16 protein-coding genes and 1 tRNA gene are annotated in these 20,959 nt (G+C 65.7%); 7 read left to right on the top strand and 10 right to left on the bottom strand.

All coding sequences use genetic code 11. From position 1 onward, the window contains the following. Positions 1-43 precede the first annotated feature (43 nt). A complete protein-coding gene (locus tag RBT54_RS11125) occupies positions 44-928 on the top strand; it encodes an HDOD domain-containing protein (RefSeq protein ID WP_320367128.1) in 885 nt (294 codons plus the stop codon). A gap of 57 nt (positions 929-985) precedes the next feature. Here RBT54_RS11125 and RBT54_RS11120 read toward each other — a convergent pair whose 3' ends face one another. Both RBT54_RS11120 and RBT54_RS11115 read right to left on the bottom strand, forming a co-directional pair. Next, positions 986-1,171: a hypothetical protein gene (locus tag RBT54_RS11120; protein ID WP_320367127.1), complete on the bottom strand. Its 186-nt coding sequence runs from the start codon at positions 1,169-1,171 to the stop codon at positions 986-988. Continuing rightward, a complete protein-coding gene (locus tag RBT54_RS11115; RefSeq protein ID WP_320367126.1) occupies positions 1,168-2,367 on the bottom strand; it encodes an MFS transporter in 1,200 nt (399 codons plus the stop codon). The genes RBT54_RS11120 and RBT54_RS11115 overlap by 4 nt, the downstream gene beginning before the upstream one ends. Positions 2,368-2,497: 130 nt before the next feature. On the opposite strand from RBT54_RS11115, the gene RBT54_RS11110 reads away from it, so the two are divergent. Together RBT54_RS11110 and RBT54_RS11105 are read left to right on the top strand one after the other, a co-directional pair. Next, positions 2,498-3,073 (top strand): LemA family protein, encoded by a 576-nt coding sequence (locus tag RBT54_RS11110; RefSeq protein ID WP_320367125.1) that lies wholly within the window; start codon positions 2,498-2,500, stop codon positions 3,071-3,073. An 83-nt stretch (positions 3,074-3,156) separates the two neighbouring features. Next, complete coding sequence (locus RBT54_RS11105; RefSeq protein ID WP_320367124.1) at positions 3,157-4,059, top strand: hypothetical protein; 903 nt, start codon at positions 3,157-3,159, stop codon at positions 4,057-4,059. A 139-nt stretch (positions 4,060-4,198) separates the two neighbouring features. Here RBT54_RS11105 and RBT54_RS11100 read toward each other — a convergent pair whose 3' ends face one another. Further along, a complete protein-coding gene (locus tag RBT54_RS11100; RefSeq protein ID WP_320367123.1) occupies positions 4,199-6,145 on the bottom strand; it encodes an ATP-binding cassette domain-containing protein in 1,947 nt (648 codons plus the stop codon). 195 nt (positions 6,146-6,340) lie between these two features. Between RBT54_RS11100 and RBT54_RS11095 the strand changes: the two genes are divergently transcribed. The 3 genes from RBT54_RS11095 (at position 6,341) to RBT54_RS11085 (ending at position 9,178) form a co-directional block, all read left to right on the top strand. Then, on the top strand, positions 6,341-8,368 hold the full coding sequence (locus RBT54_RS11095; protein ID WP_320367194.1) for a site-specific recombinase: 2,028 nt from the start codon (positions 6,341-6,343) through the stop codon (positions 8,366-8,368). Positions 8,369-8,384: 16 nt separating this feature from the next. Continuing rightward, a tRNA-Arg gene (locus RBT54_RS11090) sits at positions 8,385-8,459 on the top strand. A 53-nt stretch (positions 8,460-8,512) separates the two neighbouring features. Beyond that, positions 8,513-9,178 carry an HAD family hydrolase gene (locus tag RBT54_RS11085; protein ID WP_320367193.1) on the top strand — a complete coding sequence of 222 codons (666 nt, stop codon included), beginning with the start codon at positions 8,513-8,515 and terminating at the stop codon, positions 9,176-9,178. Positions 9,179-9,199: 21 nt separating this feature from the next. Here the strand turns inward: RBT54_RS11085 and RBT54_RS11080 are convergent, their stop codons facing one another. The 7 genes from RBT54_RS11080 to RBT54_RS11050 all read right to left on the bottom strand — a co-directional run bounded on the left by RBT54_RS11080 (position 9,200) and on the right by RBT54_RS11050 (position 20,038). Next, a complete protein-coding gene (locus tag RBT54_RS11080; RefSeq protein ID WP_320367122.1) occupies positions 9,200-9,955 on the bottom strand; it encodes a serine protease in 756 nt (251 codons plus the stop codon). Between the two features lie 47 nt (positions 9,956-10,002). Then, positions 10,003-10,983, bottom strand: coding sequence for a transglycosylase SLT domain-containing protein (locus RBT54_RS11075; protein ID WP_320367121.1), 981 nt, complete (start codon positions 10,981-10,983; stop codon positions 10,003-10,005). A 22-nt stretch (positions 10,984-11,005) separates the two neighbouring features. Then, a complete protein-coding gene (locus RBT54_RS11070; RefSeq protein ID WP_320367120.1) occupies positions 11,006-12,286 on the bottom strand; it encodes a nucleotide sugar dehydrogenase in 1,281 nt (426 codons plus the stop codon). A 36-nt stretch (positions 12,287-12,322) separates the two neighbouring features. Continuing rightward, complete coding sequence (gene prsT / locus RBT54_RS11065) at positions 12,323-15,127, bottom strand: XrtA/PEP-CTERM system TPR-repeat protein PrsT (protein ID WP_320367119.1); 2,805 nt, start codon at positions 15,125-15,127, stop codon at positions 12,323-12,325. Further along, on the bottom strand, positions 15,124-16,512 hold the full coding sequence (prsR, locus tag RBT54_RS11060) for a PEP-CTERM-box response regulator transcription factor (protein WP_320367118.1): 1,389 nt from the start codon (positions 16,510-16,512) through the stop codon (positions 15,124-15,126). Before prsR ends, prsT begins: the two co-directional genes overlap by 4 nt. 9 nt (positions 16,513-16,521) lie before the next feature. Continuing rightward, positions 16,522-18,567, bottom strand: a complete 2,046-nt coding sequence (prsK, locus tag RBT54_RS11055) for an XrtA/PEP-CTERM system histidine kinase PrsK (protein ID WP_320367116.1) — start codon at positions 18,565-18,567, stop codon at positions 16,522-16,524. An 88-nt stretch (positions 18,568-18,655) separates the two neighbouring features. Continuing rightward, entirely contained in the window at positions 18,656-20,038 is a 1,383-nt protein-coding gene (locus tag RBT54_RS11050) for a TIGR03013 family XrtA/PEP-CTERM system glycosyltransferase (RefSeq protein ID WP_320367114.1), read from the bottom strand. A 306-nt stretch (positions 20,039-20,344) separates the two neighbouring features. Between RBT54_RS11050 and RBT54_RS11045 the strand changes: the two genes are divergently transcribed. Then, entirely contained in the window at positions 20,345-20,794 is a 450-nt protein-coding gene (locus tag RBT54_RS11045) for a MaoC family dehydratase (protein WP_320367112.1), read from the top strand. Positions 20,795-20,959 lie beyond the last annotated feature (165 nt).

Genomic DNA, 20,959 nt, shown 5'->3' with positions numbered 1-20,959 from the left:
TGCAAGCCTCAGAAGTCAGCCCTCCTTGCGGATCGAGCCTCGAATGTCCTTGCTGCAAACCCCCCTGCCGTCGGTGCAGGCCTACGTGCAAGCCTTCTCGGATGCACCCCTGCCGGTGCTGCGCCATACGGTGCGGGCCTTCGCTACCCTGCGCGAAAGCGGCGAGAACGTCGGCGCACGCCATCTGGCTGGAATCGTCATCTCCGACCCATTGATGACCATGCGGCTGCTGACGCATCTCGAACGCCACCGCCGCCAGTCGCAGAACCACGACATCACCACCATCGAACGCGCGGTGCTGATGATGGGCGTGGAGCCGTTCTTCACCGCGTTCGCCGAGCTGCCCACGGTCGAGGACGCCCTCGCCGAACACCCACGCGCACTGATTGGCGTGCTCAAGGTGATCGCCCGCGCGCGTCGCGCCGCCGACTACGCGCGCGATTTCGCGGTCGTACGCCGCGACATCGATCCGCAGGAAATCACCGTCGCCACGCTGCTGCACGAGGCCACCGAGATCGTGTGCTGGATCGTGGCGCCCCAGCTCACGCTGCAGGTTATCGAGCGCCAACGCGAGAACCCGCGCATGCGCAGCGCCGATGCCCAGCGTGCAGTGTTCGGCACCAGCATGCCCGAACTGCAGCTCGCGCTGATTCGCGCCTGGCACCTGCCCGAACTGCTCGTGAGCCTGCTCGACGACAGCCAGCAGGACAACCCGCGGGTGCGCACGATCCAGCTCGCGACCGACTTCGCCCGCCACCTCGCCCACGGCTGGGAAGACCCGGCGCTGCCGGACGACCTTGACGCCCTCGAGGCGCTGCTGCACCTGAGCCGCGAACCCCTGCTCCAGCGCCTGGGCGTACCGGAAGAGGTTCGTGTGCGCTTCCTGCCACCACCTGCCGCGGAACCCGCCACTGCACCGACGGCCTGATCCGCAGCAGCCTGCTCCACCCTGCGGCCTCGACCCTGCACGCGCGCAGCGAGCGACTCAGCCGCACATCAGCATCAGGCTGCCGAAATCGAGCAGAAGCGCCGGGTGCTGGTAGGCCGCGAACACCAGCCCGAGCACGGCCGCCGCCAGCACAATCAGCGCCAGGCGCAGCAGACCAGCCCGCAAAGAGCGCGCGGGCGTCGTCGCCTCCTGGGAGCGGGCTTGCCCGCGAATCTCGCTCATCGCGCCTCCGCCCGCAGCAGCGGTGCCTCGCGCACCGGCAGCGACAGCGCCGCCGCCATCACCGACAGCGCGATCGACAGCCACCACGCCATCAGGTACGACCCGCTGAGGTCGAAGATGCGCCCGCCCAGCCAGGCACCCAGGAAGCCGCCGATCTGGTGACCGAGGAAAACGATGCCGTACAGCATGCCCATGTAGCGCAGCCCGAAGATGTGCCCGACCAGCCCGCTGGTGAGCGGCACCGTGCCCAGCCACAGCAGGCCCATCACCGCCGCGAACACGTACAGCGTGAGCTGCGACAGCGGAAACAGCAGCAGTGCGAGGATGGCGACGATGCGCAGCGCGTAGATCCACGCCAGCAGCCACTTCTTGCTGTAGCAGCCGCCCAGCCAGCCCGACAGAAAGGAGCCGAAGATGTTGAACAGCCCGATCAGGGCGACCGCGGTCATGCCGATGTTGGCCGACATGCCGCTATCCACGACGAACGCGGGCAGGTGCAGCATGATGAAGGCGGTCTGGAAGCCGCACACGAAGAAGCTCCAGAACAGGTAATGAAAGCTCGGCGTGCGCATCGCTTCGCCGAGCGCCTGGCGCATCGACTGCTGGACGCCGGCGCTGCGATCGCTGGTACCGGTGACGGCCGCCGCGAGCGGGATGATCAGCGCAATACCCAGAGCCAGCCAGAGCAGCGCATCCTGCCAGCCCACCATGCTGATCAGCCCCTGCCCCACCGGCAGCACCGCGAACTGGCCGAAGCTGCCGCCGGCCGACGCCAGCCCGAGCGCCATGCTGCGTTTTTCGGGTGCGGCCATGCGCCCGATCACGCCCAGCACCACGCTGAAGGTGGTGCCCGACAGCCCCATGCCGATGAGCAGCCCGGCGCCGACGTTGAGACCGAGCGCGGTGTCGGCGTGCGCCATCACCACCAGGCCCACGATGTAGAGCAGCGCGCCGCCGACCAGCGTGCGCCCCGCGCCGTGGCGGTCGGCGAAGGCACCCGCAAAGGGCTGGAACAACCCCCACAGCAGGTTCTGCAGCGCGATCGAGAACGAAAACAGCTCGCGCGACCACCCCTGGTCGAGCGTCATCGGCTGCAGGAACAGCCCGCCGGTGTGGCGCACGCCCATGGCGAGGGTGAGGATCAGGGCGCCGCAGGCCATGACCACGGCCGGGCGGCGAAGGAAGGAGGGATTCAATGAGGGATTCGGACTGGACAAGACTGGGACTTCCGCTTCGAGGGCCCGGATTGCGGGCCACTGTGGCATGCGTAACGGTTGACGCGAGGCCGCGAGTATAAGATGTCGCCGAATAAACAGGAGTCGCCTCATGAGCATCGGCAGCGCAGTCTTTCTCGGTCTGGTCGTCCTCGCCCTGGTCTATGGCGTGGTCACCTACAACGGCCTGGTCCAGCTCAAGCACAACATCGCCAAGGCCTGGGCCAACATCGACGTGCTGCTCAAACAGCGCCACGACGAGCTGCCCAAGCTGGTCGAGGTGTGCCGCCAGTACAAGCAGTTCGAACAGGAGACGCTCGCCCGCGTCACCGAGGCGCGCGCACGCGTGGCCAAGGCGCGCGAGGCGCACGACGTGCCCGCTTTGGGCGCCGCAGAGAACCTGCTGCGCGCCGGCCTCGGACAGATCTTCGCCGTGGCCGAGGCCTACCCCGAGCTCAAGGCCAACGAGCACTTCATGCAGTTGCAGACGCGGATCACCGCGCTCGAGAACAGCATCGCCGACCGCCGCGAGTGGCACAACGAATCGGTGAATCTGCACAACGTGCGCATCGAGCAGTTCCCCGACCTGATCGTTGCCCGCATGTTCGGCTACACCGAACAGCCGCTGCTGCAGTTCAGCGTGACTGAAAAGGCCGATGTGGACCTGAAGGCGCTGTTTACCGCCTGAAGTCCTTGTCCTCCTGCGCCCTGTCCCGCCTCCTGCCTGCCCTTCCCCACACCCGCCCCCGCCTGCGCCCGGGCGGCTGAGCCATGCTCGTGCATCTGCGTCCCGTCCGCATGGATCTCGCCCTGCCGGCGATCCAGTTCGGCGCCGTCCTGCTCGCGCTGCGCTTCGGCGAGCGTCCGGGCACGATCGCCGCGCTCGTGATCCTGCTCGCCACCGGCCTGCTCGGCTGGGTGCGGGCGATCCGTCACGCCCGCCTGATCGCCGATACGCCCACCGCACGCATCGCCTCCGCGGCCCAGGGTTACACCGAGTTGCAGGGCCGCGGCCAGCCGCTCGACGGCACGCCCCTGCTGTCGCCGGTCAACGCGCTGCCCGTGCTGTGGTACCGCCTGATGACCGAGCGCCGGCAATCCGATGGCAAGTGGCGGGTGGTGAGCACCGACACCAGCGACGCGTCCTTCCTGCTCGACGACGGCAGCGGTCTGTGCGTCATCGACCCCGACGGCGCCGAGATGCTGGTGCGGCGCTGCGATGAGTTCCGTCGCGATGACATGCGCTACCGGCAGTGGGCGCTGATCCGCAACGACCGCCTGTATGTACTCGGCGATTTCGCCACCCTGGGCAGCGTCGACGTGGACTTCGACTTCGCCACCCAGGTGCGCGACCTGCTCGCGCAATGGAAGACCAACCACCCCGAACTGCTCGAGCGCTTCGATCTCGATGGCAATGGCGAGATCGACCTCCGCGAATGGGAACTCGCGCGCGCGCAGGCCAGGCGCGAGGTACGCCGCATGCAGACCGAGGTGCGCGCCGCGCCCGAGCTGCACGTGATGCGCCGCCCCGCCGACAGGCGCCTGTTCCTGATCTCGGACCGCGACCCCGAGCAGATCGGGCGCAACTACCGCTGGCTGGCGGCCTTCCACGCCTGCGTGTTCCTCGGCGCAGCGGCGGCGGGAGCGTGGTTCGTGCAGATCGGGGTGATCTGAAGCCTGAGGCGCGTGCGCCCGCCATACCCGTGGGAGCGGGCTTGCCCGTGAATCTCGCAGGCTCGAGCGCTGCATTCGCGGGCAAGCCCGCTCCCACAGACGGCCCGCTCGCACGGACCGGCAACGCGCCCGGCCGCGCTCAGCCAGTGGCGCGCGACTCCAGCTCTTCCCAACGCAGCATCGCAGCCTCGATCTCGCCCTCGAGCGCATCCATCCGCGCCTTGATCTGCGCGACTTCCTGCGGCGCACTCTGATACAGCGTCGGGTCGGCCATGCGCGCGTGCAGCGCGGCCTGCTCGTCTTCCAGCGCGGCGATGCGCTCGGGCAGGGACTCGAGCTCGCGCTTTTCGTTGAAGGACAGCCTGGCCGGACGGTTGGTGGCCTTGGAATCGGCTGCGCGCGCCTTGTCGGTGGGCGTGGCGCTGCGCTTGGCATTGTCGCGCGCGGCGGCCTGGGCCGCCTGCGCCGTCTGAGCGGCCTCCGCGGCACGCTTGGCCTGCACGCGCTGCCAGTCACCGTAGCCACCGGCGTACTCACTCCACAAACCGTCGCCTTCGGCAGCGATCACCTGGGTGACGACGTTGTCGAGAAAGGCGCGGTCGTGGCTGACCAGGAACAGCGTGCCGTCGTAGGCGTCGAGCAGCTCCTCGAGCAAGTCGAGGGTCTCGATGTCGAGGTCGTTGGTCGGCTCGTCCAGCACCAGCACGTTGGCCGGGCGAGCGAACAGGCGCGCCAGCAGCAGGCGGTTGCGCTCGCCGCCGGACAGCGACTTGACCGGCGAGCGCGCACGCTGCGGCGCAAACAGGAAGTCGCCGAGGTAGCCGATGACGTGCTTCTTCTCGCCGCCGATCTCCACAAAATCGGAGCCTGGGCTGATGACTTCGGTCAGTGGCAGCTCGGGGTCGAGCTGTTCGCGCAACTGATCGAAGTAGGCCACCGTCTGGCGGGTGCCACGGCGCACCGTGCCCTCGTCGGGCTCGATCTCGCCGAGGATGAGCTTGAGCAGCGTGGTCTTGCCGGCGCCGTTGGGGCCGAGAAAGCCGATGCGGTCGCCACGCAGGATGCGGGTGGAAAAATCGCGCACGACGACCTTGTCGCCGTAGCGCTTGCTCACATGGGTGAGCTCGGCCACCATCTGCCCGCTCTTGTCGCCGGTATCGACCGCGAGGCTCACGTTGCCGAGACGGTCGCGGCGCGCGGCGCGCGCGTTGCGCAGGGCTTCGAGCCGGCGCACGCGGCCCTCGTTGCGGGTGCGACGGGCTTCGACACCCTTGCGGATCCACACCTCTTCCTGGGCGAGGAACTTGTCGAAGCGTGCAGTGGCTTTTTCTTCGGATTCCAGCTCTTCCGCCTTGCGCCGCAGGTAGTCGGCGAAGCGCCCCGGGTAGCTCGCCAGCCGGCCGCGGTCGAGTTCGATGATGCGGGTGGCGACGTTGTCCAGGAACACGCGGTCGTGGGTGATCACCATGACCGCGCCGCGAAAGTCGCGGATCAATTCCTCGAGCCACAGGATGCCGTCGAGGTCGAGGTGGTTGGTGGGCTCGTCGAGCAGCAGCAGGTCGGGCTCGGCGACCAGGGCGCGCGCCAGCGCCACGCGCTTGATGCCACCGCCCGACAGGCTGGAAACCTTCGCTGCCGGGTCGAGTCCGATACGCGCCACGACCTGCTCGACGCGCTGGTTCAGGCGCCAGGCCTCGGCGGACTCCACCGCATGCTGCAGGGTGTCGAGCCGGGCCAGGGCCTCGGGCGTGGCATGCTCGGACACCGCGACCATGGCGGCGTGGTAATCGACCAGAAGCTGCGCGGCGGCGCCCAGGCCGTCGGCGATGGTGGCGAAGACGTCGCGCTCGAGGGTGAAGTCGGGCTCCTGCGGCACGTAGGCGGTGACCATTTCGGACTGCCGCCAGACTGTGCCATCATCGAGCGCCGCCTGGCCGGCGAGCGCGCGCAGCAGGCTGGATTTGCCCGAGCCGTTGCGCCCGATGAGGGCGACGCGCTCGCCCCCATCGAGCTGAAAACTCACGTGATCGAGCAGATCGACGTGACCGAAGGCGAGGCAGGCGTTATCGACGGAAAGCAGGGGCATTGGCGCTGGGTGCAGCGATCGGCTGCAGTTCGGAACAAGGCTGGCGATTTTAGCCCCGCGCTGGCGGCGCGGGCGGAATACCGCATAATGCAGTGCACAATTTTTGTCCGGTGGTGATCTTCGTCGCCTGTCCCGGGCGCCCCTGCGCGGCCCCATCCCGTTCCGCGGCCCGCAGAAAACAGGTACATGAACACGATGGAAAGACTCCTCGAACGCTTTGGTCAGCCCGACCAGGACCAGGTCGCCCTGTGGGTGGCGTTGGTCGACAAACTGCGCCCGCCGCGTCCGACCCAGACCGACAAGGCCACCGAGAACCTGCGCGCGCTGTGCAATCTGCTGGCGCGCCGCCCCGATCTGCTCAACGTGCTGCGCAGCGCGATGCTGCGCCTGTTCGACGAGCGCAAGCAGGTGACGATGTACGTCTCCTCCGGCCTGCTGCCCTCGACCGGGTTCTTCTCCGAGACCTCGCGCCGCATCGGGGGCCGCCTGCTCCCCGACGTGATCGACACCGCCTACCTCAAGGATCTGCTGTCGGTGGTGTTCCATCGCGTGGACGACGAGGTCTGGGTCAACGCCATTGCGGATGCCGACTGGCTGGAGCTGCTGCGCCTGCTGGTCGGCCACCAGACGCCGATGTTCGAGGAAGACGCCAGCCCGCTGCCGAACGCAGTCGGGGAGATCCTCGAGTCGCTGCGCGTGCTCTCCTTCCACGTCTCGGCGATTGGGCTGGATCCGGAACTGGTGCGCATCGACCCCAACCTCGAGGAGTACGAGTCCCCCTTTCTGGCCCAGAACGCCGAGTTGCTGACCTATATCCAGCATTACAGCGACTGGTGGACCACGCCCGGCGCACTGATCGCCGACGACAAGCATCTGAGCGTGATGCTGCACCAGTGCGACGAGGTGCTGCAGCGCGTCAGGAAGCGCGCGATGCGCATCGGCACCAGCCTCACGCTCACCTTCAAGCTCGAGCGCCTGCGCCAGCACCTCGAGCGCATCCACGAGCTGATCGAGTTGCTCGGTGAATTGCGCACGCGGCGCGTGGTGGAAGACGCCGCGCCGCGCATCGTGCGCCTGTTCAAGACCCTGGTGCGCGCCGAGTGCCGCAAGAACATCCTCGCCGACTACTGGGGCAAGAACGTCGAGCTGCTATCGCTGCGCATGACCGAGAGCGCGAGCAGGACGGGCGAACACTACATCACCAGTTCCCGCACCGAGTACTTCAGGCTGTTCGCGTCGGCAGCGCTCGGGGGCCTGATCATCGCCTTCATGGCCGCCAACAAGATCGTACTCGACAGCCAGGGCATGGCTCCGCTCAACGAGTTGCTGTCGTTCTGCCTCAATTACGGCCTCGGCTTCATGCTGATCCACATGCTCGGCGGCACGGTCGCCACCAAACAGCCTGCCATGACCGCAAACGCGATCGCCGCCTCGATCGGCGAGGCCAAGGGCAAGACGCGCGACCTCGAAGCGCTCGCCGACCTGATCGTGCGCACCATACGCAGCCAGACCGGCGCCATCCTCGGCAACATCGGCTTGGCGATTCCGGTGGCGCTGATCGTGGGCTTCGTGATCAAGTTCGGCACCGGCGAGCACTTCGTCACGCCCGAGAAGGCTCAGCAACTGCTCGACGAGATCGATCCGCGCGGCGGCGCCCTGCTGTTCGCCGCCATCGCGGGCGTGTGCCTCTTCATGTCCGGGTTGATCGCCGCCTATTACGACAATCTCTCCGCCTACAACCGCGTCCCCCAGCGCCTGCGCCAGTTGCGCAGCCTGCGCCGGCTGCTCGGCGAGGCGCGCGCCGAACGCTTTGCCGCCTACGTCGAGCAGAACGTCGGCGCGCTGACGGGCAACTTCTTCTTCGGCTTCCTGCTCGGCGGCGCGACCGCAATCGGCGTGCTGTTCGGACTGCCGATCGACATCCGCCACATCGCCTTTTCGTCGGCCTACCTGGGTTATGCCGCGGCGGCGCTCGACTTCTCGATCCCCGCCACCACGGTGGCGATCGCCTTTGCCGGCGTGCTGCTGATCGGCATCACCAACCTGCTGGTGAGCTTCACGTTGACCCTGAGCGTGGCCATGCGCGCGCGCCGCATCAGCTTCGCGCAGGGCCGCAGCCTGGGTGGGTTGCTGGCGAAGCGCCTGCTGCGCGCGCCGGGTGCATTCCTGTTCCCGCCGCGGACCGACGAACCGGCACTTGGTCCGACGCCCCCGAACAGCTAGAATGCCGGCCCTGAGTCTCGTCATAGTTCAATGGATAGAACGGGCGCCTCCTAAGCGCCAGATCCAGGTTCGATTCCTGGTGACGGGACCACTTTCATCCTTGCGGTCGGCACCCCGATGACCGCACGTCCGGTGCCTGCCCGCATGCTGCGTTACGCCCATGTGCTGTTCGACCTCGACGGCACCCTGATCGACTCCGCCCCCGCCATCCTCGCAAGCTATCGCGACGCCTTCGCCGCCGCGGGCCGTGAGGCCGTGGTGCCGATCGACGCCTCGATCGTCGGCCCGCCGCTGCTCGAAACCCTTCAGATGCTGGCGGGCACGACCGAAGCTGCGGTGATCGACCCCCTGGCCGCAGGCTTCAAGGCGAGCTACGACTCCACCGGCTACCGCCAGACCGCTGCCTACGAAGGCGTGGGCGCGATGCTGGAGCGGCTGGTTGGCGCGGGGTGCACGCTGTCGATAGCCACCAACAAGCGCCTGCTGCCCACCCGGCTGATCCTCGAGCACCTCGGCTGGGCCACCCACTTTGCCACGGTGTATGCGCTCGATCTGTTCGAGCCGCGCCTGCCGCACAAGGCAGCGATGATCGCGCGCCTGATGCAGGATGAATGCATTGCGCACGATCAGGCGGTGTATGTCGGCGATCGCAGCGAGGACGGTGAATCGGCAGACGCCAACGGCCTGCCCTTCATCGCCGCGACCTGGGGCTATGGCAGCCTGAGTAGCGCCGAAATGGCACCGCACTGGCGTGCAGTCGCCACCCCGACAGCGCTCGCCGACGCGATTCTGTCCAGCACGCAATCCTGAAGGGCGCGCGTGCGCGCTGGCCTACTTCGGGTCGGCAAGCAGGCGCTGCAGATATTCGACGGGGATTGCGTAGCTGATGCCGGAGGGATCGGACAGCACGTTCTCCTTGGTCGACTTCACGAACACCATGTTCATCACACCCAGCACCTCACCGCTGACCGGATCGTAGAGCGGACTGCCGCTGTTGCCCGGATACGCGGTCGCATCGAGTTGGTAGACGCGGAACACATCGTTGGCGAGGCGGCGGATCAGGGCGGGGTTGAGGTTGCGCGAGTTGGCCTGCGGAATGCCGATCGGCGTGATCGCGGACACGATGCCCCGGTGCGTGACCGGCGTCATGCCGAGCACGTTGCCGATCGGGAAGCCGGTGAAGGCGATCTCCTGGCCCTCGAGCACGCGCGCGTTCGAGCCCAGACGCAGCGCCGGCAGCGCTGGCCCGCCCTCGAGACGCAACACGGCCAGATCACGACTGCGTTCGCTGGCCACGACGCGGGCAGGCCGCACCGTTCCGGTTTCGCCAGCGCCCGGGACGACGATCACCAGCGCCTCCATATTGTCGGTATCGAGACGCTCGGGCAGGACATGCGCGTTCGTTGCCACCAGCAGGCCATTACCGACGACGAAACCCGTGCCACGAAACTGGAAGGCCGGGCTGCGCGTGCGCTGGTAGGTGCCGACGGCCACCACCGAGGGCTTGATACGCGGCACGGTACTCACCAGATCAGCCATCGCGGGCGAAATCACGCCCCCAGACAAGGGCAAGGCGAGTACCCACATCAGGAACCGGCGCCGCCCCGCGCCCCACCTCGCGGGCCCAGACACCGTCACGTCCCGCGCCCCTCCTGGCTTGCGAGACGCAGGGTGCGCAACATCCGGCTCGGCGACACCACACTGCTGTCGAAGGGATGCTGCGCCTGGCCGACATGGCGCAGGATGCGTTCGACGTAGGCGCGCGTCTCGCGGTAGGGCGGCACGCCCCGATGGCGATCGACCGCGCCCTCGCCCGCGTTGTAGCCGGCGGAGGCGAGCGCGATGTCACCTTCGAAATACGCGAGCAGCCAGCGCAGATAGGCCAGCCCGCCGCGGATGTTCTGCTCGGGGTCGTAGACGTTGCCGACGTTGAAGCGCTCGGCGGTTTCGGGAATCAACTGCATGACGCCCATGGCACTCTTCGGCGACACGGCCTGCGGGTTGAGCGCGGACTCGGTCAAGCCGATCGCGAGCGCGAACTGAGGCTGGATGCCGTATTTCGGCGCCAGCTCGGTGAGCATGCGCGCCACTTTCTGACGTGCCGGTGGCAAACGGGCAACCAGCGCCTCGATCGGCCAGCGCTGCACGATGAGCGACGACGGCGTCTGCATGCATTCGGGCAGCGAGCCGGAGGATTCGCCGGTGAAGCGCTGCATGCGAGCGGCGTACTCGTTGCCCTTCTTCGCCGCCATCGCAAAGAAACTGGCCGCGTACTCGTCATTGCGCTCGACGCCGCGGCCATTGGCATACATCCACCCCAGGGCATACATGCCCTCCGGATCGCCCAGGCGCGCCGATTCACAATACAGCCGTGCCGCATAGGCCTGGTCACGGGGCACTCCCTCCCCGTGCTCGTAGCTCAGGGCCTCCCGCGCCAGATAGCTGGCCTGCTCGGCGAACGCGCGTGCGACCAGGCTCTCATCGGCAGCGGCAGCCTGCGCAGAACAGGCAAGCGCAACCGACAGGCCCAGGACCTGCCGAACACGACGCCCGAGCGAGGACTGCTTGCTCGTGGGTGCGCACTGAGCGGATGAGTTGTGTTTTTTCTTTGCCATGTCCCTTTATGGCAGATGTAGCTCAGAGACGCCAGAGCCGTACGCCCGCTTCCAGCAATGCGGCGGGGTCATAGCTCGATTTCACGTCCGAGAATACCCCGCCCGGGGTGAGTTTTCCGAGCAGTGCGGGCAGCGACATCTCGAGGTATTCACTGTGCGCGACGGCAGCGACGATTGCGTCGGCCACCGGCAGGTCGTCCCAAGGCTCGAGTTGCACGCCGTACTCATGCTCGGCTTCGGCCGACGCGGCCACCGGGTCATGCACATGGACCTTGCAGCCGTAGCTCTGCAATTCGCGGATCACATCGATGACCTTGCTGTTGCGCAGGTCGGGGCAGTTCTCCTTGAAGGTGAGTCCGAGCACGATGACGCTGGCGCCCTTGATGCTGGAGCCGGCGGCGATCATTTCCTTGACGGTCTGCTCGGCCACGTACTTGCCCATGCCGTCGTTGATGCGGCGCCCGGCGAGGATGACCTGGGGGTGATAGCCGAGCATGTCGGCCTTGTGCGTCAGGTAGTACGGATCCACACCGATGCAGTGGCCACCCACCAGCCCCGGGCGGAACGGCAGGAAGTTCCACTTGGTACCGGCGGCCTTGAGCACTTCGAGCGTGTCGATGCCGATCTTGTGGAAGATCACCGCAAGCTCGTTCATCAGCGCGATGTTGAGGTCGCGCTGGGTGTTCTCGATGACCTTGGCGGCTTCGGCGACCTTGATCGAACTCGCCGGATACACCCCGGCGGTGATCACCGCCCCGTAGACCTCTTGCACCTTGGCCAGGGTCTCGGGCGTGTCGCCGGAGACCACCTTGAGGATCTTGGTGACCGTGCGCTCCTTGTCACCCGGGTTGATCCGCTCGGGCGAGTAGCCGACGAAGAAGTCCTGCTTCCACTTCATGCCCGACTCGCGCTCGAGGATGGGGATGCAGACCTCCTCGGTGGCGCCGGGATAGACGGTGGATTCATAGACCACGATGGCGCCGCGCTTGAGATGGCGGCCGGCGGTCTTGGAGGACTTGACCAGCGGGGTGAAGTCGGGCTGGTGCGCGTCGTCCACCGGCGTGGGCACGGCGATGACCACGAAGTCGGCCTCGCGCAGAACGGCGGGGTCGGTGTGGCAGGTGAGCTGGGTTGCGGCGCGCAGGTCTTCCGACGACACCTCGCCGGTGGGGTCGTAGAACTCACGATAAGCGGCAACCTTCTCGGCGGAGAGATCAAAACCGATGGTGCGAAACTTCTTGCCGAACTCCACGGCGAGCGGCAGGCCGACGTAGCCCAGGCCAATGACGGCGATGGTGGTCATGTTGGTGTTCCTTGTTACTTTGGGTCGTTTCAGTGTTCAGAGCGTCTTTTGCAGCGCAAGCGCCTCGCCGTGCAACGGCGTGCCTTCCTTGAGCCGTGGCAGCAGGGTGTCGAGCTGGGTGCGCGCCTCGCCACCGCGCCCGGCCTTGGCAAGCGCCTTGGCCAGGTTGAGCTGCAGTGGCAGCAGATCCGGACCGAGCGCAACCGCGCGCTTGAGGTTGGTGATGCCGGCATCGAACTCGCCACGCTCGATCTGGATCATGCCGACGGTGTCGATGATCGCAGGATTCTCGGGGGCGAGGCGCAGAGCCTGTTCGGCATACTCGAGCGCCTTGGGGTCCTTGAGCTCCTTGGCCGTCCACGCGAGATTGTTCAGGATCAGCGCGTTTTGCGGTGCCATGTCGTGCATGCGGGCAAACAGCGTCCTGGCGTCTTCATAGCGCTTGTCGGCAAGGGCACGTTCGGCCAGGTAGCCGCGCATCACCAGGTCGGTCGGATTCTTGGACAGCCAGTCGGACGCCATGCGATCGGCGTCGGCTTTACGCTCGCCGCGCAGCAGCGACGCGTGCAGGCGCATGGCCGCCTGTCCGCCACCGCCGTTGTCGAGTGCCTTGCGGTAGGCGCCTGCCGCATCGGCCCACTTGCCCGCCGTGCCCTGGATCTCGCCTTCGAGCAGATAACCCGCGGCACGTTGGGGCTGCCGTGCCTGTGCGTCGAGCGCGACCTTCAGCGCTTCGTCGCGCTTGCCGCCCTCGAGCAGCAGAGCAATCAGGCGCTGCTGGGCCTCGACGGTGTCGGGTGCGATGCTGAGCGCCCGACGCAGCGCCTGCTCGGCCGCACCGTTGTTCTTGAGCGAACGCTGGACGTCGCCAAGCATCACCCAAGGCTGAGCCGAGCGCGGCTGCAGGCCGGCAAGCTTGTTGAGGGCCGAGATCGCCTGCTGGCTGTCACCCGCAGCCAGTTGTGTGCGCGCAAGGGCCTCCACGACACGCGGATCCTCGGAGTGCGCCGCCGCCACTTTCTGGGCGACCTGCAGCGCGCGCGGGAACTCGCGCTGGCGCAGATGGTGCTGGACGATCGCCAGGTTGGGCGCGACTGCACCCGGGGACGCAGCCTCGGCACGCTCGAGCGACGCGAGCACATCGGCCGGCGCGGCACCGGTGGTGCGCTGCAACTCGGCCAGCGTGAGCAAGGCCTCGACGTTCTTCGGATTGCGCTCGATGACCGCCTTGATCCGCCCCAGCGCATCGTCCGGGCGCCGCTCGGAGAGGTCGATGCGCGCCAGATTGATCGCCGCCGAGAGGTATTCGGGCCGCAGCGACAGCGCCTTCTCGAAGGCAGCACGGGCCGCCGGGACGTCGCGCTTGGCGAGCATCAGGCCGCCACGCAAGTTGTGCACCAGCGGGTTGTCTGGCTGCTTGCGCTCGAGTTGGGCATGGGCCTCGAGCGCCTTGTCGGTTTCGCCGCGGCGAAGATGCGCCATCACCAGCGCAAGGTCTGCCTGGAAGGCCGAGTCGTCCATCTGCGCGGCGCTCTCGAGGTCGGCAAAGGCCGCGGAGGTGTCGCCTCCGGCCAACCGCGCCACGCCGAGTCGCATGCGGGCCTGGGCATCGTCCGGCGCCGCCCGCGCTGCACGCTCGAAATACTCTTCCGAGCGCTCGAAATCGCCGTTGGCGAGGAACACCTGGCCCGCCAGGCCAAGCAGCCGGGGATCGGCATCCTGCGTCTGAAGCAGCGGCTGAAGCACCTCGAGCGCTCGCTGCGCCTCTCCGGTGGCAAGGTGCGATGCGACCAGCGTGCGGCGTGCCATGGGTTCGCGCGGTGCGCGTTCGAGCACGCGCTCGAGATGGCTGCGCCCAAGCGTGTGCTCGTTGAGCCGCACCAGCACGGTCCCTGCGAGCAACTCCGCCGGCAGGTACTGCGGCGCGTCCTTGAGCACCTGCAGCAGGGTGTCGCGCGCCTCGACCAGGCGGTTGGCCTGGTAGTCCATCAAGGCCTTGAGGTAACGCGTCGACGGATGCGACGCGGCCACCGCCTGCATCGCCTGCAAGGCCTCCTCGGCCTCCGGCGCATTGCCCTGACGCAGCAGTTGTGACACGTGTGCGAAGTGGTAGTTGACGGCGCGCGGTGCCAGTCTGATTGCCTCGCGCAGGGACAGCAGGGACTGCTCCGGCTCGTTGCGCATCATCAGCAAGTCGGCGAGCGTTGCGTGGGCCTCCGCACTCTCCGGATTGCGCTTGATCGCCTCGCGCACCTCGTCCTCGGCAGCCTTGAGGTCACCCTTGATGATGTGGGTACGGGCGAGGCCGATGCGCGCCTCAGCCTGATCGGGATCGCTGGCGAGCGCATCGAGATAGGCTGCGCGTGCCTGGTCGGCGTCGCGCTTGGCCAGGTTCGCGTCGCCGAGTGCGGCGAGGATCACCGCCTGATCACGGGGCGCGGCGACGCGGGTCTCGGCAAAGTCCTTGAGCAAGGTGTCGAACTCGCCCGCCCTTAGCAGCGCGCGGGCCAGCAGGGGCGCGACCTGCTCCTGCGGATAGCCGAGATCCCGGGCCCGTTGCAGCTCCTTCACCGCACCGACGGCGTCACCCTGCTCGACGTGGATGCTGCCGAGCAGAAAACGAGCCTCGGCAAGGTTCCCGTTCTCCTGCAGGGCGTTCTTGAGTTGAATGCTTGCCGCGCTGAGGTCCTGCTTTTCCATGTAGGACTTGGCGGACGCCAGCATGTCCTCGGGACTTTGCCCGCAGCCCGCGAGCAGGGCCGCCGACAGCGCCACCACGGCCACACCGTGGGCCCGCGCCGACCACCCAAGGGGGCGAAATGCATTCAGCTTCTGACTCACGCAACGTTCTCCTTCTTCAGGCCAAAGCGGCCGAGCAGATCATACAGAGAGGGCCGGCTGATACCGAGGATCTCGGCGGCACGGGCGATGTTTCCATTCGTACGCGCAATGACCTTGAGCACGGCATTACGCTCGGCCTCATCACGTACCGCGCGCAGATTCAGGTGCTCGAGGTCTTCATCGGGCGCTTGCAGACCGAGATCGGTCGCGGTGATGCAGTCGCCGTCGGCCATGATCACCGCGCGCTTCATGCAGTTCTCGAGCTCGCGCACATTGCCTGGCCACTTGTGGGCCTCGATGGCTGACAAGGCGTCCTCAGCGAGCGTCGGCGTTCGGCGCGCATTGTCGCGCGCGAAGCGCTGCGCGAATGCGTGCGCGAGCAAGGTCGCGTCGCCCTCGCGATCGCGCAGGGGCGGTATCTCGACCACGATCTCGGCCAGTCGATAGTAGAGGTCTTCGCGGAAGTGGCCGGTCTGGATTCGTGCCTTGAGATCACGGTGCGTCGCACAGACGATGCGCACGTCAACTGAAATTTCCTCGCGGCCACCAATGCGCTCTATCTTGCGCTCCTGCAGGAAACGCAGCAGCTTGGCCTGCAGCGACATCGGAAGATCGCCGATCTCATCGAGGAACAAGGTGCCGCGGTGCGCGGTTTCGATTTTCCCGAGTGTCTGCTTGACGGCACCGGTGAAAGCGCCCTTCTCGTAGCCGAACAACTCGCTCTCGAGCAGGGCATCGGGGATCGCCGCACAGTTGATGGCCACGAAGCGCTCGGGCGCTCGGGTGGACAGCGCATGCAGGCCGCGGGCGAGAATCTCCTTGCCCGTCCCGCTCTCGCCAAGCAGCGCCACGGTGACCGAGGCCGGCGCGATCTTTTCGATCGTCCTGCAGATCTTGAGCATGCCCGGATCGCGTGTGAGCAGGCCCGACAGCGGGCTGCCCTCGAGCGCGGAGAGACGGGCATTCTCCTTTTGCAGATCGTGCATGCGAAAGGCGCGATCGATGGTCAGGTTGAGCAACTCGGGCTCGAAGGGCTTGGCGAAGAAGTCGTAGGCACCCATGCCCACTGCCTTGACGGCGTTTTCGCGATCGTGTTGCCCGGTGAGGACGATCACCTTGGTATCGGGCGAGAGCGCAAGGATCTCCCTGAGCAACTTGAAGCCCTCGGTGACGTCATCCGGCGCGGGCGGCAAGCCGAGGTCCATCGTCACCACGGCGGGCTCATGCTTGCGCAGCTGATTGATCGCGCTTTCGCGGTCGTCCGCCACGATGGTGTCACAGGCGTCGAAGGCCCATCGCATCTGCTTCTGCAGTGCAGGATCATCCTCCACGATCAGGAGGGTTCGGCGCTTCTCGGTGGTCGAATTCACGGGTTCCCTGCTCATTTCAATTCTTCAAAGATCACGACGACTCATTGGAAGCTCGATCGTGACCCGGGTTCCGACACCAACCTCGCTGTCGTAGCGCAGCGTGCCCCCGATCTCTTCCAGATACTGGCGTGTTTCGAAAACGCCGATCCCCATTCCGCTGGCCTTGGTGGTCTGGAAAGGGCGGGAGAGGCGATCGCGGACAAACTCGGAGCTCATGCCGCAGCCGTTGTCCTCGACCACCACGTGCACGCGCTCAGCGCTGGCGAACTCGAGTGTCACGGACACACTACCATCCTCATTTGTCGCGTCGAGTGCATTTTGCACGACATGCCCGATGATTCGCTCCAATCGCTCGGGATGCGCCGTGACCTCGCACGACACTGCCGCGCCGAGCCGCAGGTCGACTAACGGGCGCTGCCGGCGCTTCAGGTCCCGCACCGTGCGCAGCAGCGCCACGACATCCACCACACGTGGCGGGTCGATCGAGCGCTTCTCCTGCAACTGCGTCATCAACCCCCGCATGCGGGACTCGACATGCGCCACGGTTTCCAGCATGTCCTTCTGGAACTCCGGGTTGTCACGATGTCGTTCGGCATTCTTCAGCATCAATGACAACTGCGCGACGAGATTCTTCAGGTCATGGACGACGAAGGCCGACATGCGATTGAACGAATCGAACTTGCGTGCCTCGAGCAGCGCCTCGGCAGCGAGCATCCGGTCGAGATAGCCAGCGGCCTGGCGCTGTGCCGTCTTCAACAGGTCCAGCACTTCCCAGTCGATATCGAAGGGCGTGCGCGGCGAACTGAGCACCACGAAGCCGATCAGGCGGTCACCGGTCTTGAGCGGAATCACGAGCCAGGCCTCCTCGAGGCCGGAAAGCCACTCCGGCAGCACCAGCCCCTCGTAACGTGAAGGCTGCACCCGGTACTCCTCGAGATTCAGGATCCACTCGCGCTCCGTGAGAAAACGGCAGAAGGGAGACTGAAGCGGCTCGGCTACCTGCAATTGCCGGTGATTGAGGCGCGAGTGCATCGTGCAGTTACCATACGTATCTGCCAGCCAGAGCCCCCCACCGGGGCTTTCCACGAGATCGGACAGCGCCCGGATCACTGACTGACCAAGATCGAGCCCGTGGTCGGCCGATGACAGCGCCTGCGTGAAACGTAACCATTCGTTGCGATAGTCGTAACGATAGGAGAACAGATGCTTGCTGATCAGCACGCGCAACTTCGCACGCAGAGCCCCCGAGAACAGCAGCGCGCCGAGCAGAACCAGCCCGGCGAACAGCAGCGTCATCTGTAGCGCGCGTCCCCAGTCGCCGCCGAAGTAGCGCACGTAGTAGGCGGCACCCGCAATCACCAGCAGGTAAAGCCCCGCGCCAGCGAGCGCAGTGGAATGAAACACGATCTCGCGCGACACCGACATGCGCAGCGTCCACGAAGGGCTTCGCGTACCGGACAGGGCAATCAGCGGGATGAGCAGTGCGTGCGCGATTCCGCGTACCGCCCACACATCTTGGTCGATACGCGCGAACAGGAACGCATCAGCGAAGAGATAGAGCTCGAAGGTATAGCCTGCGGCCAGCGCGAGACATGCGGGCTTGATGCCCCAGCGCGAAGTGCCCGGTACGCCGCGGTAGAGTTGCTCGACGAGCATCAACCCTACGATTGCGTGCGCGAGCCATGCAGCCAGCAGCGGCCGTAACGGCAACGCATCACTGCCTACCAAGGCCTCGAAAGCCAGTGCGCCAATCTGGAACAGGACCACAAGGGCAGCAAGCGCTGCAGGCCATCGCAGCCTGCCCGCCCACAAAGGCCTGGAAAGAACGATCAGGAATCCATACCAGGCGCCACTGCGCAGGACGTCGAGCCCTGCTGCACCGAGCGCCAGAACAAGCTGAGGCTCGTTCGCGTTGGCGGCCGAGAGTGCGGCCCAAAGGAAGGAGACCGCTACCGCGCCAAAGAGGACGCCGCCGGGCAAGGCACCACGCCAGGCGAAAAAGATGTAAAGCCCGAAGAAGAAATAGGCAAACGCCGCAAGCCCATAACTCCAGGTCGCGACTTCAGCCACGCCAGGCGCCTCCTCTCATCGCAGACTCGCAATAAGCACGTCGACGCGCACGACTTCGCTCTTCATGAGCCCCATTGGCATTGTCAGATCAATGCGCTCCCTCACCGGTGAGCACGACACGCACGGTCTCAAACAGAACAAGCGTGTCAAGAATGAGCGAGTGGTTCTTCACGTAGTACAGGTCGTACTGCAGCTTTTCGGCTGCGTCATCGACCGAAGCACCGTACTGATAGCGCACCTGCGCCCACCCCGTGACGCCAGGCTTGACGCAATGGCGAACAGCGTAAAACGGAATCTGTTGCGTCAGCTGATCCACGAAATAGGGCCGCTCCGGACGCGGACCTACAAGACTCATCTCGCCCGCGAGAACGTTGAACAACTGAGGCAGCTCGTCGACACGCAGCTTGCGAATCACCCGACCCACACGCGTGACACGATCATCGTTCGAGCTAGCCCAGCGCGGCTTGCCGTCCTTCTCGGCGTCCCTTCGCATGCTGCGGAACTTGATCACCCGGAAAGATTTTCCACCGCGCCCAACCCGCTCCTGCGAATAAAAGATAGGTGCGCCGTCCTCGAAGAGGATCAGGAGAGCCGTCAGAAGCATGATCGGCGAAGCAACAATCAGCAGCGTCGCTCCGACCACCAGGTCGAAACAGCGCTTCACGAACGTCCGCGCCCAACCCTGCCTGAAACCATCCCCGTAGATCAGCCAACTCGCCCGCAGCGAATCGAGGCGCACCTGCCCCTGAACGCGCTCGAAAAACGACGACAGATCCAGAATGCGGACCCCCGCGAGCTTGCAGTCGAGAAGCTCACGCAGCGACAGCACTCCTCCCCGACGCTCACGCACAGCGACGATCACCTCGTCAACACGCAGGTTACGCACGACATCAACCAGGCTACCCGGCGGCAATACGCCCGTCGGTTCGACCTCTATCCGCTCCCCGCCGCTCACCGGCAGGAAGCCGACGATTTCGACACTCTGCTGCAAGGGACGGGTAAGGTCACGCTGCACCATCCGCGCGTCTTGCCCGGTGCCGACGATCAGTACTCGGGGGATGAAGAAGCCGGCCGCCTGCCGCTGGTTCACCAGTCCACGAACCATCAGCAGGGAACAGAGCAGGATGAGAACACTCACCTGCAGCGAATGGGGTGCAATCTCTGCCCACGGCAGCAGCCCAAAGATCACGTACGCTACCGGAGTGCTCACGACAAGCGACAAGGCAACACGGGCGAATGCCTGACGACGCGAACGCTGGTATACCGGGCGATATAGCCCCATCGCAGCGTTGAGCGCAATCATGATCGCCGCAAACCCCAGCGCAGACGGAATGGAAACCGCCCACTCCACCACGGCAGGTGACGCCTGAAGCGCGACGGCCACCATGACCACTACAAACAGGCTCACGGCATCGAACAGCACCTGCTGCAGCGTATGAGTGGGAAGGTAATGACTGAAGACCTTCAGCATCTTGCGCCTCTAACTTGAGAACCACACAACGGTCATGAGAGCCCTGAGAAGGCGCGGGTGCTCTTCTCTAGCAGTGTTGCCCCCTCCCGTTCTGCAAGGCTAGCTCAACCTGGGGAGTTAGCGCGTGATGCAGGTCACGCCCTTGAAAACAACGCCAAATGCATACGCTTCGCCCCCCGGCCGACCCCATGAGTCGCACACAGAGCCAGCACACCGGGCCTAAACTGAAGTTGATTTTAGCATGCGGAGCCTGTAGCGTCGGAGCACGGCATCCGCCTTCCCTTCCCCATCTAAAAAGGAGAATTCATGAGCAGCACACAACGCGATTTCAGCGAGGTATACAGTCATCGATTCGAGGATCTCGAATTGGACATGAGCGCGTCCGTCTCCCGCACTGTTACCGAAGCCGACATCCTGATGTTCGCAGGGGTCTCCGGCGACACCAACCCGGTTCACCTGGACCAGGAATTCGCCGCAAGCACGATGTTCGGCGGCCGGATCGCTCACGGCATGCTGTCCGCAGGACTGATTTCGGCCGTATTCGGAACGCGCCTCCCTGGTCCCGGGAGCATTTACTTGTCGCAAACGCTGAAGTTCAAAGCACCGGTAAAGATCGGCGATACCGTCGTGGCACGGGTGACGGTCAAGGAACTGAAGACGGAGAAGCGTCGCGCGGTTTTTTCGACGGTGTGCACCGTGGGCGCGACCGTGGTTCTTGATGGCGAAGCCGAATTGCTGATTCCCGCACGCGCCTGAACGGAAGTATTGCCGACCGGAACTTCCCTCGAGACCAGACCCGGTCGGTTTTTTGTCGGCTGCTTGTGGTTGTTTTTTGTTTTGTATTTGTAGACGGCCAAACGCCCTTGATCTTTTTGAGATCGAGGGCGTTTGTATTGTGTTTAGTCTGACGATGACCTACTT

The sequence above is a fragment of the Thauera sp. genome (assembly GCF_034003485.1).
Lineage (GTDB): Bacteria > Pseudomonadota > Gammaproteobacteria > Burkholderiales > Rhodocyclaceae > Thauera.
Note: the sequence above shows the minus strand (reverse complement) of the source record. Positions and strands in the feature narration are given on the sequence as shown.